The 13,346-nt window shown below is 41.1% G+C and carries 17 protein-coding genes; 10 read left to right on the plus strand and 7 right to left on the minus strand.

Going from position 1 to position 13,346, the window contains the following annotated elements:
- Window positions 1–117: 117 nt before the first annotated feature.
- Together sppA and FKV42_RS01485 are read left to right on the plus strand one after the other, a co-directional pair.
- Window positions 118–1,404 carry a signal peptide peptidase SppA gene (gene sppA, locus FKV42_RS01480; protein ID WP_154808463.1) on the plus strand — a complete coding sequence of 429 codons (1,287 nt, stop codon included), beginning with the start codon at window positions 118–120 and terminating at the stop codon, window positions 1,402–1,404.
- Between the two features lie 5 nt (window positions 1,405–1,409).
- The gene (locus FKV42_RS01485) at window positions 1,410–1,772 is read left to right on the plus strand and encodes a hypothetical protein (protein WP_154808464.1); all 363 of its coding nucleotides are present in this window, start codon (window positions 1,410–1,412) and stop codon (window positions 1,770–1,772) included.
- A gap of 141 nt (window positions 1,773–1,913) precedes the next feature.
- Here the strand turns inward: FKV42_RS01485 and FKV42_RS01490 are convergent, their stop codons facing one another.
- On the minus strand, window positions 1,914–2,489 hold the full coding sequence (locus tag FKV42_RS01490) for a DNA-3-methyladenine glycosylase I (RefSeq protein ID WP_154808465.1): 576 nt from the start codon (window positions 2,487–2,489) through the stop codon (window positions 1,914–1,916).
- A 51-nt stretch (window positions 2,490–2,540) separates the two neighbouring features.
- On the opposite strand from FKV42_RS01490, the gene FKV42_RS01495 reads away from it, so the two are divergent.
- Genes FKV42_RS01495 through FKV42_RS01505 form a run of 3 tightly spaced genes read left to right on the plus strand, consistent with a single transcriptional unit; the run spans window position 2,541 to window position 4,280 of the window.
- On the plus strand, window positions 2,541–3,197 hold the full coding sequence (locus tag FKV42_RS01495) for a class I SAM-dependent methyltransferase (protein WP_154808466.1): 657 nt from the start codon (window positions 2,541–2,543) through the stop codon (window positions 3,195–3,197).
- A gap of 34 nt (window positions 3,198–3,231) precedes the next feature.
- Complete coding sequence (locus tag FKV42_RS01500) at window positions 3,232–3,966, plus strand: SagB/ThcOx family dehydrogenase (RefSeq protein WP_230375390.1); 735 nt, start codon at window positions 3,232–3,234, stop codon at window positions 3,964–3,966.
- Window positions 3,963–4,280, plus strand: a complete 318-nt coding sequence (locus FKV42_RS01505) for a helix-hairpin-helix domain-containing protein (RefSeq protein WP_230375392.1) — start codon at window positions 3,963–3,965, stop codon at window positions 4,278–4,280. Before FKV42_RS01500 ends, FKV42_RS01505 begins: the two co-directional genes overlap by 4 nt.
- Before the next feature lie 39 nt (window positions 4,281–4,319).
- Here the strand turns inward: FKV42_RS01505 and FKV42_RS01510 are convergent, their stop codons facing one another.
- Window positions 4,320–5,249: a ribose 1,5-bisphosphate isomerase gene (locus tag FKV42_RS01510; RefSeq protein ID WP_154808468.1), complete on the minus strand. Its 930-nt coding sequence runs from the start codon at window positions 5,247–5,249 to the stop codon at window positions 4,320–4,322.
- A 70-nt stretch (window positions 5,250–5,319) separates the two neighbouring features.
- Here FKV42_RS01510 and FKV42_RS01515 point away from each other — a divergent pair, with 70 nt between their 5' ends.
- The gene (locus FKV42_RS01515) at window positions 5,320–6,345 is read left to right on the plus strand and encodes a Fic family protein (protein WP_154808469.1); all 1,026 of its coding nucleotides are present in this window, start codon (window positions 5,320–5,322) and stop codon (window positions 6,343–6,345) included.
- Window positions 6,346–6,399: 54 nt separating this feature from the next.
- Here the strand turns inward: FKV42_RS01515 and FKV42_RS01520 are convergent, their stop codons facing one another.
- From FKV42_RS01520 to FKV42_RS01535, 4 genes are read right to left on the minus strand one after another with little or no spacing between them, the layout of a single operon-like run.
- Window positions 6,400–6,807, minus strand: coding sequence for an HI0074 family nucleotidyltransferase substrate-binding subunit (locus tag FKV42_RS01520; protein WP_154808470.1), 408 nt, complete (start codon window positions 6,805–6,807; stop codon window positions 6,400–6,402).
- Window positions 6,774–7,115: a nucleotidyltransferase domain-containing protein gene (locus FKV42_RS01525; RefSeq protein WP_154808471.1), complete on the minus strand. Its 342-nt coding sequence runs from the start codon at window positions 7,113–7,115 to the stop codon at window positions 6,774–6,776. Before FKV42_RS01525 ends, FKV42_RS01520 begins: the two co-directional genes overlap by 34 nt.
- Window positions 7,108–7,392 carry a nucleotidyltransferase family protein gene (locus FKV42_RS01530; protein WP_154808472.1) on the minus strand — a complete coding sequence of 95 codons (285 nt, stop codon included), beginning with the start codon at window positions 7,390–7,392 and terminating at the stop codon, window positions 7,108–7,110. The genes FKV42_RS01525 and FKV42_RS01530 overlap by 8 nt, the downstream gene beginning before the upstream one ends.
- A 54-nt stretch (window positions 7,393–7,446) precedes the next feature.
- Window positions 7,447–8,022: a hypothetical protein gene (locus tag FKV42_RS01535; RefSeq protein ID WP_154808473.1), complete on the minus strand. Its 576-nt coding sequence runs from the start codon at window positions 8,020–8,022 to the stop codon at window positions 7,447–7,449.
- A gap of 96 nt (window positions 8,023–8,118) precedes the next feature.
- Here FKV42_RS01535 and FKV42_RS01540 point away from each other — a divergent pair, with 96 nt between their 5' ends.
- Entirely contained in the window at window positions 8,119–8,550 is a 432-nt protein-coding gene (locus FKV42_RS01540) for a DUF61 family protein (RefSeq protein ID WP_154808474.1), read from the plus strand.
- Window positions 8,551–8,646: 96 nt separating this feature from the next.
- The gene (locus tag FKV42_RS01545) at window positions 8,647–10,014 is read left to right on the plus strand and encodes an NAD-dependent succinate-semialdehyde dehydrogenase (protein ID WP_154808475.1); all 1,368 of its coding nucleotides are present in this window, start codon (window positions 8,647–8,649) and stop codon (window positions 10,012–10,014) included.
- A 29-nt stretch (window positions 10,015–10,043) separates the two neighbouring features.
- Here the strand turns inward: FKV42_RS01545 and FKV42_RS01550 are convergent, their stop codons facing one another.
- The gene (locus FKV42_RS01550) at window positions 10,044–10,178 is read right to left on the minus strand and encodes a YoaP domain-containing protein (RefSeq protein WP_154808476.1); all 135 of its coding nucleotides are present in this window, start codon (window positions 10,176–10,178) and stop codon (window positions 10,044–10,046) included.
- A 118-nt stretch (window positions 10,179–10,296) separates the two neighbouring features.
- Here FKV42_RS01550 and FKV42_RS01555 point away from each other — a divergent pair, with 118 nt between their 5' ends.
- Both FKV42_RS01555 and FKV42_RS01560 read left to right on the plus strand, forming a co-directional pair.
- Window positions 10,297–11,664 (plus strand): NAD-dependent succinate-semialdehyde dehydrogenase, encoded by a 1,368-nt coding sequence (locus FKV42_RS01555; protein WP_154808477.1) that lies wholly within the window; start codon window positions 10,297–10,299, stop codon window positions 11,662–11,664.
- Between the two features lie 2 nt (window positions 11,665–11,666).
- A complete protein-coding gene (locus FKV42_RS01560; RefSeq protein WP_154808478.1) occupies window positions 11,667–13,304 on the plus strand; it encodes an acetolactate synthase large subunit in 1,638 nt (545 codons plus the stop codon).
- The last annotated feature ends 42 nt before the right edge of the window (window positions 13,305–13,346 follow it).

Consider the following 13,346-nt stretch of genomic DNA (forward strand, 5'->3'; position numbering starts at 1 on the left):
TGATCAATATATATTGTGTTGCATTGCGTGCAATTATAAAATATATTTCGCTCGCTAGCCACAAGGGAAGGTTTTTGAATGTGCAAATACATTTCATACGTGGGATGGATTAAATAGATGAACGGAGATAATTCAGATAAAAACACAGAGGATGATAGCGAATATCATCTTTACCCGTATAGTATTGATAAAAACAAGAGTGATGACACTCAAACCGAAAGCGACGAGATCCAGACCAGCGGTGTATCCGAAGATGCTGAAATAGAAACAAGTGATGAGATTACTGAAGATGATTCACCTGTTATAGTTGAAACATCCGAACCTGTTAAGGAAGAGGTTGAAACCCAGGTTGAAGAAGAGACTTCAAACGACATTGTGAGCGGTGAACCTGTAAATGCTGCCCCTGAAACTCCTGTAAAAGAGGAAGTAGCAGAACCCGCACCACAAACAGGAACAGGTTATTACGAACCATCCCGGGAAACTCCTGTCGTTAAGAAGAAAAAAAGCCGTAAATGGCAGTATGTTGCCATTGTCCTGTTTCTCCTGTTCGTCATCGGCATAGGTTTTGCAGCTATTTACCAGTCATTTAATGGCGATCTTTACTCTTCAAACGATAAGATTGCTGTAATTTACATAGAAGGAACCATGGTTACAAGCAGTGTACCTGGTGGACTTGGCTATGCAAGCTCTGAAGAGATATCTGACAACATCAGAAAAGCCCTGAATGATGATGATGTCAAAGCCATAGTATTGAGGATCAACAGTGGCGGAGGATCTTCAACAGCTGGCGAAGAAGCATATGAAGAAGTTAAAAAAGCAAGTGAAAGCGGTGTACCTGTAGTTGTCTCAATGGGAAGCACAGCAGCAAGTGCAGCCTACCACCTCTCATCGCCAGCAGACCTTATTGTTGCTAACCCGTCAACAATGACCGGAAGCATAGGTACCATATGGCAATTCCAGAACCTGTCGGAATACTATGACAAAGAAGGCGTGGAATACTATATTGTTAAATCCGGTGAATTCAAGGACATGGGCAATGCTGCCAGAGGACTTTCCGATGATGAGAAGGAATATGCCAACAAGGTTGTAGCGGAAGTTTACAGCAACTTCGTTGCGGATGTAGCAGAAAGCAGGGACATGAGTGTCAGTGAAGTCAAGAGCCTTGCAGACGGTAGAATCTACACAGGAAGAGAAGCAAAGGAACTTGGACTTGTGGATGAACTGGGTAATTTCTATGATGCCATTGACATGGCAGCAGACCTTGCAGGAGTGGATGACCCAACAATAGTTTACATGAACAAACCAACCCTTTCAAGCCTGCTTTTTGGCTCAGAGGCTGACGCAGATGCAACTGCTGAACTGGTATATTACTATGAGGACAGCCCATTCGGGTATCTGACCTGATGTAAATGCCCTTCACACCTTTTCATTTAGGACCCGCCTTTCTTCTCGGAGAACTCTTCGAGAAAAAGGTCAATCTTTTTTCTATTTTAATTGGAAGTATTATAATCGATGTGCGCGCAACCTATTGTTTATTTGCAGGCTGTCGGCCTTTGCACGGACCACTTCATACTTTCCTGGCTGCAACCATTGTAGGACTACTAATTGCATGGCTCATTTTTTCTCAAAGGAAGTGGTTGCAGAAAATTACCAATAAACTGAGGATAGAGCAGAGTTACTCATTAAATTCAATCATACTCGGTTCAATTATCGGAACCTGGAGTCATGTACTTCTGGACGCACCTCTCTATACAGATATTTCTCCATTCTAGCCAATTTCGGATAATCCGCTACTATGGACAATTGGTCCCTTGACAATCTATATGTTCTGTGCACTTTCGTTCATACCTGCAATTTCTATATTCATTTACAGGTGCTGGAAAAGAAATACAAAAAATCAAAAATAATACTATTCACCGCATTTTCCGGCATTCTTCATGCCTGAAGCAATCCACAACATGGTCATTAACCATTCCCACAGCCTGCATGAAAGCATAGATTATCGTGGGACCCACAAAAGAAAAGCCTCTCTTTTTCATGTCCTTACTTATCTTTTCAGAAAGCTCAGTTTTTGCAGGAATTTCATCCATTGTTTTCCATGAATTCTGTATTGGTTTGCCATCAGGCAGGAATGTCCTGAGATAAGCATCAAAAGAACCGAACTCATCTCTAATTTTAATGTAAGCTTTTGCATTATTGACAGCAGAACACACTTTCAGTTTGTTCCTGATAATTCCGGAATCCTGCAAAAGTTCGTCAATTTTTGATTCATCATAAGCAGCTACTTTCTCGAAATCAAAATCATCAAAGGCTTTCCTGTAATTCTCCCTTCTTTTCAGGATAGTATCCCAGCTAAGTCCTGCCTGTGCTCCTTCAAGTACCAGGAACTCAAAGAGTTTCCTGTCATCATGTTCAGGAACTCCCCATTCTGTTTCATGATAATCAATTTCATGTTCGTTTGTTTCAGCCCACTCACATCTAACTACCATATAATTTAGAGAAGCATCAAAGCTTTTATAGTTTCTTTCAGAGATTTCTGTATGGGAATGATTGGTATGAAGAAAACTGTTTATGACAAACATGCTAAGGACTATGATAGCTGGTACGACAGGAATCCGGTAGTCTATGCTTCTGAAATAGAAGCCATCCGAAAACTGATGCCCTCGGATACTGGAAAGAACAGCATAGAGATTGGAGTGGGAACAGGTAGGTTTGCATCGAAACTGGATATCAACTGCGGAATTGATCCTTCTGTCAGTATGCTGGAGATTGCAGCATGCAGAGGAGTCAGATGTATAAAAGGAGTTTCAGAAGCACTTCCTGTCAAAAGCTCGTCTATGGAACTTGCCCTGATAGTTACAAGTTTTTGTTTAATGGATGCAGACCTGACACTTCAAGAATTGCATCGGATACTAACTCCAGAAGGACACTTTATCATCGCTTTTGTCGAAAAGAACAGTATTCTCGGTAAGAAGTACCGTAAAAAAGCACCAAAAAGCAGATTCTACAGAAATATTGTTTTTCGTACTACAGAAGATATAGTATCATTATTGGAAGAACACGGTTTCGGTGATATAACTGTCATGCAGACACTTTTCAAACCCCTGAATCTTATTCATCGACCAGAAGAGGCAGAGAAAGGATTTGGAAGAGGTTCCTTTATAGTTATAAAAGCAAGATGTATAAAGAACGAATAAACTCATTTTAAGAAGATGGTGGGAGGATAATATCTTGGGAGAATTTGGGAAAGAATTCATGGAAAAGACACAGTATCGGTATCTTGACAGGTCTGACCAGTCAATTGGATATCCTAATCCTGATCTGGAACTTGGCGCAGAGGAAGGCAAGAGGGTAATCGATCTCCCCTCACCAGAGGACATTAAAGTTGACAACATTGACCTCAGAAAAGCTATCGAAAAGAGAACAAGTGTCAGGAATTACAGTTCTGAGCCGCTTTTGTTGGAAGAACTTTCCTACCTGCTCTGGAGTACTCAGGGAGTAAAGGAAGTAGTCAGGAACGCTGCAACTTTCAGGACAGTACCATCAGCAGGAGCAAGACATGCTCTGGAAACATATATTCTCGCAAACAATGTCAAAGGACTTGAAAAGGGCCTCTATAGATTTCTTCCCATCGAGCACAAGCTTGTGGAAATAAACACTGAAAAAGATATTGCAATAAATATCAGACATGGATGCCTCGACCAGTCTTTTGTCACCAGCAGTGCCGCTACGTTCATCTGGACAGCGGTTCCCTACAGAATGACATGGAGATACGAACAGAGAGGTTACAGGTACCTGCATCTTGATGCCGGACACGTTTGCCAGAACCTCTATCTCAGTGCAGAATCCGTGGGCTGTGGTGTTTGTGCCATTGCAGCATTCCTTGATGAAGAGATCAATCCTGCAATGGGAATTGATGGTGAGAATGAGTTTGTTATTTATGTTGCAACCGTGGGGAAAAAGTGAGATTTGAGGATGCCATGAAATCAAAAGACACAAAACCCAATTCTGAAAATGAGGAATATAAAGCCGTTATTAAAGAACTCATGATTATCCCCGGTGTTGGAAAAAAGATTGCTGATGATCTCTGGAATCTTGGAATTAGAAGTGTTTCAGACCTTCAGGACAGAGACCCTGAAGTTCTTTATCAGCAATTATGTGATTTTCAGGGGATGCATGTGGACAGGTGCATGCTCTATGTTTTCAGGGAAGCGGTTTATTTTGCATCCAACGATGAGCATGACCCTGAACTTCTAAAATGGTGGAACTGGAAAGACTGAGACTTTCCAAAAAACAATTCGTTAATTTATTTTTGTTATTCAAACTTCAATTTCAAGACCCAGATAATCCCTGAGAATTGTGAAAGCCATTGCAGGCGGGAAAGCACCGACTTCAGTGATGATGAGGTCAATGTATTCTGCCGGAGTTACATCGAAAGCCGGATTTCTTACTTTTACATTCGGAAGCTCTTTGAGAATATCAGCATCTATAACCTCATCACTTGAACGATCCTCGATCTCTACCATTTCTCCAAGAAGAGTGCGAGGACTGAATTTATAGGTCTCTGCAGCAACAATTACATTTTTGCGGGCTTCCTGGGCTGCCATTGCAAGTTGGGAAGTACCAATCTTATTTATGAGTGCGCCGTTGACAGTAATTGAATCTGCGCCAACTACAACAAGGTCAACTTCTTTCATGGTCAGTCTCACAGCCGAATCAACGATAAGAGTTGTAGGAATTCCATAGTCATTCAATTCCCTGATAGTGATGAAACCCTGTCTTCGGGGTCTGGATTCTGTGGCAATTACTGATATATCCTTTCCCTGGTCAAAAGCAGTTTTGATAATTGAGAGTGCTGCGTGGGAATTGCAGTGTGTCATGATGACATCGCCATCATGGATGCGTTCAGCACCTATCTTTCCGATCTTACCAAGTGCCTGCTCTGCGTTTGTTATGAACTTCTCTGCGTTCTTTGCAATCTCATCGATTGCGTCATAGACATTGTTTGCACTGTGCCTTTTTGTAAGGGCAACCGCATTTGGAAGAGAGACTGCTGTTGGTCTGGTATCCACAAGTATTTTTGCAGCTTCTTCAAGTTTGACGTTGAACTCACTCATTGGCAGTGATTTCAGTGTCATTACATAATCCCTGAGTGCTGCGGAAGCTGCAACTGCAATTCTTCCGGCACCTCTTATTTCCATAGTCTTTATCTTCTCTGCTGTAGTATTCAGGTCTTCCTTAGCATCCATAATTATAAGTCGTAGTTAAAGAATTTATATTTAGCCAGTCAAATAATGGTAAAAAACGGAGACATGAAGCATGTACCAGCCGGACTTCCAGTACAACGACAGAATAGTGCGACTACTAGCACGAATACATGCAGCAAGAGAGATAATTCTCAATACACACGTGCCGCCTTCATGGGAAAGAAGGCTTCAGATCAACAATCTTTTCAGACTTGCATATCATGCTACCAGTCTGGAAGAGAACAGCCTTTCAATCAGGCAGGTCACAAAACTTGTAAACGGCCAGGATATTTTTGGAGATGAGACTGACAAGAAACAGGTGCTGAACTTCCTGGAACTAAATCAATACCTGCAGGAAATGGAAAATGAGGAAATTACTGAGGATACGATATTCACACTTCACAGGATAGCCATGAAGGATATGGTCCCTGAAGATGAAATTGGAAAATACCGCACCGCCGTAGCAGAAGGCTTTATGGAACCGGAGAGAGTGAGATATTGCATCAGGGACCTGCTGGAGTGGGCATACGGAGAAGAATCAGAAGATCTACTTCCAACACTGAAAGCTGGTATTGTTCTTTTTGAGCTTTATCGAATGCATCCATTTGAAAAAGGAAGCATTACTATTGCCACAATTATTTCATCCTACATGCTTTCACAGAATTTCAAGGAAGCAAAGAAATTGTTCACCATAGAAGAGTTCTTCAACCAGAGAAAAAGAGACTATTTTGAAAAACTTGATGGAAGGGGCAACAGTAAACCTGACATCAATGAATGGCTGGAATATTACCTGTATGGGCTTGCCCTTAAGGTTTCAAGGGTTGAGAACGCGGTATTGAATATCAGTCGAGACTATGGAACCATTGGTAAATACATCCAGACCGGATTGAAAGATCGCCAGCTGGAAGCTATCAGGTTTGCTCGTGAGATGGGAAGGATAACCAATAAAGAACACCAAAAATTATGTGATCTGAGTGTTTCAACCTCAAAACGTGATCTGCAAGACCTGGTTCAGAAAAAGATTCTCGTGCAGGTAGGAAGAACAGGAAGAGGAACCTATTATAAACTCAGGTTTGACCATCTTGATGAACTCATATGAATATTAGTCTGAAGTTTGAAAACTGGGACAAAACAGGAAAAAACAAGATTTTGATTACAGGCATTCTTTGACTATTCTTGTGTATATTTTATTCATGAGGGCGTAGTATCCTGAAAGTTCTTTGTATATCTCTTCTGCAACATCCTCGTGATATGTGTGAGTTGTCATGTTCCTGTCGTCGGTCATGTACAGAGCCTGCATGCTCTCATCCTCATTTATGAGGTGCATTTTGAAAGCTTCACGGAAGCATGATTTAGGAGAATTGCATATCACACCTTCTCTTTCCAAGAGATATTCTTTTACAAGTTTCCAGATGGCTTCAAAGGTGTACTCAAAACGCTGGATAGCTGCGTCCCTGATTATTACGGAATATTTTTCATCCATTATTTCCTGAAGAGTATCAAGGGCTCTTTTTGCAACCTTTGCGTTCATTTCGAGTTTGTACTGCCTTTCCCTTTCCATATTTCTCCCTCCTTGAACACCTGCTGCCTGAATTCCTCTGAAACTATGGAAAGGTCTACAAGGTCCACAGTATAGGGAATGTTCATCTCCTCTAATTCTGCTCTCAAGGCAGTTATCTTTTTTCTGTCAAAACAGCCGGATGGCAGGATTCCAACATCAATATCAGATGTGCTGTGAGCATTTCCTTTTGCCCTTGAACCGAAGAGGAATATTTTAACATTTTCATTTTCAAAAGCCTGAAGAACAGCGGTCTTGACTTTTTTAATGGATGTTTCAAAAACAGATGGCACTTCACAAGATTCAGGCATAAACAGCTTCCCTCATGATGTAACCCTTCAATTTGGGTTTAATAGCTGTTTCAATTACCAGATCCACATCTCTTCCAAAAAGCTCTTCAAGATAGAATTTTAGTTCCATAAAATTATCAAATGTCTTTTTGCCTTCGGTAAACTCTACAAGTACGTCCACATCACTTTTATCCAGTGCTTCACCTCTGGCAAATGAACCAAAAATACCTATTTTTTCAACACAAAACCGTTCTTTAATAACGTTTTCATGTTCCTTCAGAAGCTTTAAAGCACCCATAATCAATACTTGTTCACAAAGTTTAAATGATTATCCTTGAAATTTATTTGAAAATTACAGACCATACAACAGGTAAGTCATAACATAAGCATAAATGAGAGCTAAAAAGACAATAATCAGGCTCCATATTACGGAATATATCCTGTTGTCTGTTCTGGAATGCATTGCATAAGGAATGGAAACCATCAACGTATTCAACAGATAAATGCCCATATTTTTCAGGGTCACATGAAGCATCCAGCTATTTCGACTAAATTCAGTGATATCAAGATATGTCAATGAGGGATTGTCCATTGTCATGAAAAATCCGATGAAACTGCCTGCTAATAATGATAGAATTCCCCAGATGAACAATGACACAATCTCAATGTCCTTCATTGCAGAGAATCTGCGGTATAATAGCGTGGCTATCATTGCAGGAATTACAAAAAATGCTACATAAGGATACATGACTAAGCCAGCTATTGATTCTATGAAAAAACCAAGAATTACCGAGGCTGATATTATCAGGCCCAGAAAGAACAATATAGCTATCGTTCGGTTTATTAGATTTTGATCTTCAAATCTACTGTTGTAGATCACCAGCAAATAAATTCCAACCAGTGCCAGAATAATTGTTCCTATAGCCATAGATGCATAATATAATTGCAATGTTGCATAAATTAATTTTGCTTGTGGCTTTCAAAACCAATTTCAATAAAAAGTCACATAGGATTGTTGAAGATTATGTCTGGCAGAATTCCAGTTTCCGATGACTCCGTCCTTATGCGCTGGATGAGAATTGAAGTAGGAAAAATTAACGAGGGACTTGTTTCTGAACGTAAGACTCTTGCCCAGCTACTAACGGAAGAAAGACCTGTATCCAGAACAAAAGCAGGAAACGAACATGTCTTTGATAAGGACATACTGGAAGAACTGGGAAATAAACTGCCAACCGACCTGCACAGGAAACTGAAAATACCCATTATCTTTTTTTCAGATAACAGGGTTCCTGACAGTTGTTATCTCAATGAACCCGTGGCTCTTGAAGCTTTACAGATATTAGGAGAAATGAGTAAAATGAGAAGGATGCAGCAGGGAAAATTATGGATTGGCAGGTCCATAGCTTATACGATTATGAAGAAGTATCCGAGTGTTGTGCAGATAGCAATGATGTAAACTATTAAAGATAATCATTAATACTCTCACTTTTAACTACATTCAACAATAGCAAATATGTAAGATTTCAATTATATTGCTATCAGAGGATTTATCATGGCAAAAATCTCATCCATTAACCCCACAACAGGAAAAGTTATCAGCGAAGTTGAAATGCACACCGACGAACAGGTGAGCCGGATGCTCAAGAAATCTGCTGAAACGTTCAGGGAATGGAAAAGAACTGATATTTCTGAGCGTAATGAGCTTCTGAAGAAATTTGCTGAGCTGTTACGGAAAAACAAGGGAGAATATGGAAAACTCATCACTACAGAGATGGGAAAGGTCATGAAGCAGGCTGTTCCTGAGGTTGCAAAATGTGCGACAATGTTTGATTATTTTGCTGATAATGCCGAAAAGCTGCTTGAACCTGAGCCTGCGGAAGAGGGTGCATGCGACCAGATGATCCATTACGAACCAATGGGAACTGTGCTTGCGATTAAGCCCTGGAATTACCCGTTCTGGCAGGTCCTCAGTGCAGCAGCACACGTACTGGCTGGTGGAAATGTCATGCTACTCAAGCATTCGAGTTACGTTCCCCTGTGTGCCCTTGAGATTGAGAACATTTTCCTTGAAGCCGGATTTCCTGAAGGTGTCTTCCAGACAATGATTGTTGATGGAAAGACTGCATCCTCACTTATTTCACGGAAGGAAGTGAAAGCAGTATCATTCACAGGAGGATACGATGCAGGACAGAAAGTTGCCGAGCTTGCCGCCCATAACATGAAGAAATTCGTGCTGGAACTTGGCGGAAGTGACCCGTTCATAATCCTTGATGATGCCAATGTTGAGATGGCTGCAAAGGTAGGAGTTCCAAGCCGTTTTATCAATACCGGACAGACTTGCATTGCAGCCAAGCGTTTCATAGTCATGGAGGAGGTTGCTGAAGAGTTCACGGAAAAGTTTGTGGAAGAAACGCTCAATCTGAAGGTAGGAGATCCAATGGACCCTGAAACAGACATTGGACCAATGGTCAGGAATGAGCAAATGCTTGTGCTTGAAGATCAGGTAAAAGATGCAATATCAAAAGGTGCAAACCCTCTTGTCCCCGGTGGAAGAATGGCAAGTCAGGGGTACATGTATTCTCCTACTGTTCTCACCGGAGTTACAAGGGACATGAAGGTCATGACAGAGGAAACTTTCGGACCTGTGGCACCGATAATTACTGTGAAAACCGAGGATGAAGCCATTGAACTTGCAAACGATTCAGAGTTTGGGCTGGGTGCCAGTGTCTGGAGCCAGGAACGTGACAGGGCTATGAGAGTTGCATCTGAGCTTGAAACAGGAATGGTAGGTGTAAACTCATTCTGCACACCGCAGGCATGCCTGCCATTTGGCGGAGTTAAGAAAAGCGGAATGGGCAGGGAGCTTTCAAGACATGGGTTCCTCGAGTTTATGAATATCAAGTCTTTAAAGCTGATGTGAATGAAATTAATTCAAATAGACTTTTAGTCTCATTTTCTCTTTTTATTCATGATATTCATGAATTGCTTATTACTAATCGGATGATGACTTATGATCCCTCCATCGTAAATGATGCAAAAAGTTCCAAAGATACATTCAGAATCCAGAACAGTATCATAATCCAATTCCTCTTAAAATATGAAAGGCTTGCTAAGCAATTATATATCACATCAACTATTATATAAAAGAAGGAATCTGGATTTTAAAAGCCCTTATTCCAATAACAAGTGAGAGGAATTCCAATTGGGGAAAATTAAGTCTGTTAATCCTGCAACAAAAGAATTGAACGGAGAATTTGACCTCTATTCTCAGCAAGTTGTGAATCAGAAGATAGGAGATTCCCGAAAAGCATTTGCTCAATGGAAAAACGAACCACTCTGTGAAAGAACTTTCTCCATCGAATGTGTGGGTGAGGTTCTGAGAAACAGAAAAGAAGAGCTAGCAGAGCTCATTACAAAAGAAATGGGCAAACCTATCAAGGAGTCACTGTCGGAAATTGAAAAGTGCGCATGGACATGTGATTACTTTGCAAACAATGCTGAAAGTTTTCTGGCATCTGAATTTGTGGAAACCGATGCTGAAACCTCTGGATATGTTTATGAACCGACTGGTGTTATACTCAGTATAATGCCCTGGGATTTTCCATTCTGGCAGGCATTAAGATTTGGTATTCCGGCTGTTGCTGGTGGAAATACTGTGTTACTGAAACATGCCAGTAATGTTCCTATGTGTGCTCTTGAAATTGAGAATATATTCATTGAGGCTGGATTTCCAGAGGGTGTGTACCAGACACTTCTTGTAGATGGCAACACTGCATCCTCAGTGATTTCAAGAGATGAAATAAACGCTGTTTCTTTTGCAGGCAGTCGTCCAGGAGGAGAAATGGTAGCAGAAGCCGCTGGAAAAAGCATTAAGAAATTCATCCTTGAACTTGGAGGCAGCGATCCTCTGATAGTGCTGGAAGATGCAGATGTCGAGAAAGTTGCTAAAGCAGCAGTTATAGCGAGATTTCAGAACTGCGGACAAAGCTGTATTGCAGCCAAACGTTTACTGGTTGATGAGAAAATTGCCGGAGATTTCACCGAGAAATTCACAGAACACGTAAAAGACCTCAAAATAGGAGATCCAATGGATCCTGCTACTGATATAGGACCGATGGCAGGTGAAATACAAATAAAATGTCTGGAAGAGCAGATAAGACTGAGCATGAAATCAGGAGCAAAAACAATTCTGGAAGGTGGCAGGACAGATGAAGAAGGATATTTTTACAAACCTGTTGTTCTCAGCAATGTAGACAAAATGGCTCCTGTTGTAACGGAAGAAACGTTTGGTCCTGTTGCACCCATAATAACTTTCAATAATGAGGAAGACGCTATTAAAATTGCTAACAATACTGAATTCGGGCTTGGAGCCAGCATCTGGAGCAGGGATAAGCATAGAGCCATGAGGATGACACGACACATCGAAGCCGGTGTAATAACTGTCAACAACATTGTATCATCTGATCCAAGACTTCCTTTTGGGGGAATGAAAAAGAGCGGAATCGGCAGGGAGATGTACCGCCATGGAATGCTGGAATTCATGAACGTGAAATCCATGAAGGTGTATTAAAAATGAAAGCTAGCGATCTTTTTGTGAAATGCCTTGAAAATGAGGGCGTAGAATACATATTCGGAGTTCCGGGAGAGGAAACCATCGACCTTACCGAATCACTCAGGAAATCAAATATCAAATTCATCCCCACAAGACATGAGCAGAGTGCTGCTTTTATGGCAGACATGTATGGGAGGCTCACACACAAGCCAGGAGTCTGTCTTGCAACACTGGGACCGGGAGCCACAAATCTTATAACCGGAATTGCAGACGCACAGCTTGACAGAGCACCTCTTGTGGCAATCACAGGCCAGTCTGCCCTTGAAAAAACACATAAGGATTCGCATCAGTATATCGATATTGTAACGGCTTTCAAACAATTCACAACATGGAACTCAAAGGTCACAAGAGCCGATTTTATTCCTGAGATAGTTCACAAGGCTTTTGATATTGCAGCAGACAGACCCGGAGCTACCCATATTGAGCTTCCGGAAGATGTGGCTAAAGAAGAAACATCAAAAGAACCGATATTAAAGAAGGACTATCCGCATATCAGACTCCTGGACGAAAGTGAACTTAAAAGAGCTGCAGAGATGATAAAGAGCAGTTCAATGCCAATAATCCTTGCAGGTAATGGAGTGTTCAGGGAAGATGCAGCTGGTGAACTCAGAAAACTCGTTCAGTCTACAGGTCTTCCCGTTGTTTCAACTTTCATGGGAAAAGGTGCAATACCTGCTGATAATACTCATTACCTTGGTTCAATGGGTATCAAGGACCACGACCACATAATGTGTGGTTTTGAGATGGCTGACCTTGTAATATGTGTTGGCTTTGATTATGTTGAATACACACCAAAATTCTGGAACCCTGACAAATCAAAGAAGATAATTCACATTCACACAGACCATCCGGAAATTGATGAAACATATATTCCTGATATTCTTCTTGTCGGAAGCATCAAACAGACACTTTTCAATCTCAGACAATATTGTGATTTTAAAAAGGAAATGCATGAAAGATTCCAGAAGGTCCGTGCCAGAATGATGGCCGAAATTGAGGACTACGCTGAAGACATGTCTTTCCCCATGAAACCCCAAAAGATACTCTCAGATGTACGGGAAACAATGGATAGGGGAGATATTCTCATCAGTGATGTCGGTGCTCATAAATTGTGGATCGGAAGGCTTTTCCCTGCATGCGAACCAAATACAGTTTTTATTTCCAACGGACTTGCAACCATGGGATTTGCACTCCCCAGTGCCATTGCAGCAAGTATAATTAAACCTGAAAAGAAGGTCGTTGCAATTGCAGGAGATGGTGGTTTCCTTATGAATCTACAGGATCTTGAAACTGCTGTCAGACTTGGCTGTAATTTTGTTGTTGTTATTTTTGATGATTCAAAGTACGGACTCATCGAATGGCATGAAAGGAAAGCCTTCAATGAAACCATGGGAATTGATTTCACAAACCCTGATTTTGTGAAACTTGCTGAAAGTTTTGGTGCAAAAGGAGTAAGGCTTGAAACTGCTGAAGAGTTAAAACCAAGGCTTACTGATGCACTTGAAGCAGGCGGTGTCTGGCTTTTGGATGTTCCGGTGGATTATTCAGAGAATATCAAGCTTACAGAGAAACTTAAGCACAATTTCTGTGAACTTTAAATTTTCAATTTTTAAGTGTTAAGTATCGAACTTAAAGACATT

Source organism: Methanolobus vulcani, from assembly GCF_006546655.1.
In the GTDB taxonomy this organism is placed as follows: Archaea; Halobacteriota; Methanosarcinia; order Methanosarcinales; family Methanosarcinaceae; genus Methanolobus; species Methanolobus vulcani_A.

Excerpts from the sequence above, each read along its gene's own strand:
- sppA (WP_154808463.1), top strand. The coding sequence starts at position 118 with ATGAACGGAGATAATTCAGATAAAAACACAGAGGATGATAGCGAATAT.
- FKV42_RS01485 (WP_154808464.1), top strand. The coding sequence starts at position 1,410 with ATGCCCTTCACACCTTTTCATTTAGGACCCGCCTTTCTTCTCGGAGAA.
- FKV42_RS01490 (WP_154808465.1), bottom strand. The coding sequence starts at position 2,489 with ATGGTAGTTAGATGTGAGTGGGCTGAAACAAACGAACATGAAATTGAT.
- FKV42_RS01495 (WP_154808466.1), top strand. The coding sequence starts at position 2,541 with ATGGGAATGATTGGTATGAAGAAAACTGTTTATGACAAACATGCTAAG.
- FKV42_RS01510 (WP_154808468.1), bottom strand. The coding sequence starts at position 5,249 with ATGGATGCTAAGGAAGACCTGAATACTACAGCAGAGAAGATAAAGACT.
- FKV42_RS01515 (WP_154808469.1), top strand. The coding sequence starts at position 5,320 with ATGTACCAGCCGGACTTCCAGTACAACGACAGAATAGTGCGACTACTA.
- FKV42_RS01520 (WP_154808470.1), bottom strand. The coding sequence starts at position 6,807 with ATGGAAAGGGAAAGGCAGTACAAACTCGAAATGAACGCAAAGGTTGCA.
- FKV42_RS01525 (WP_154808471.1), bottom strand. The coding sequence starts at position 7,115 with ATGCCTGAATCTTGTGAAGTGCCATCTGTTTTTGAAACATCCATTAAA.
- FKV42_RS01530 (WP_154808472.1), bottom strand. The coding sequence starts at position 7,392 with ATGGGTGCTTTAAAGCTTCTGAAGGAACATGAAAACGTTATTAAAGAA.
- FKV42_RS01535 (WP_154808473.1), bottom strand. The coding sequence starts at position 8,022 with ATGGCTATAGGAACAATTATTCTGGCACTGGTTGGAATTTATTTGCTG.
- FKV42_RS01540 (WP_154808474.1), top strand. The coding sequence starts at position 8,119 with ATGTCTGGCAGAATTCCAGTTTCCGATGACTCCGTCCTTATGCGCTGG.
- FKV42_RS01545 (WP_154808475.1), top strand. The coding sequence starts at position 8,647 with ATGGCAAAAATCTCATCCATTAACCCCACAACAGGAAAAGTTATCAGC.
- FKV42_RS01560 (WP_154808478.1), top strand. The coding sequence starts at position 11,667 with ATGAAAGCTAGCGATCTTTTTGTGAAATGCCTTGAAAATGAGGGCGTA.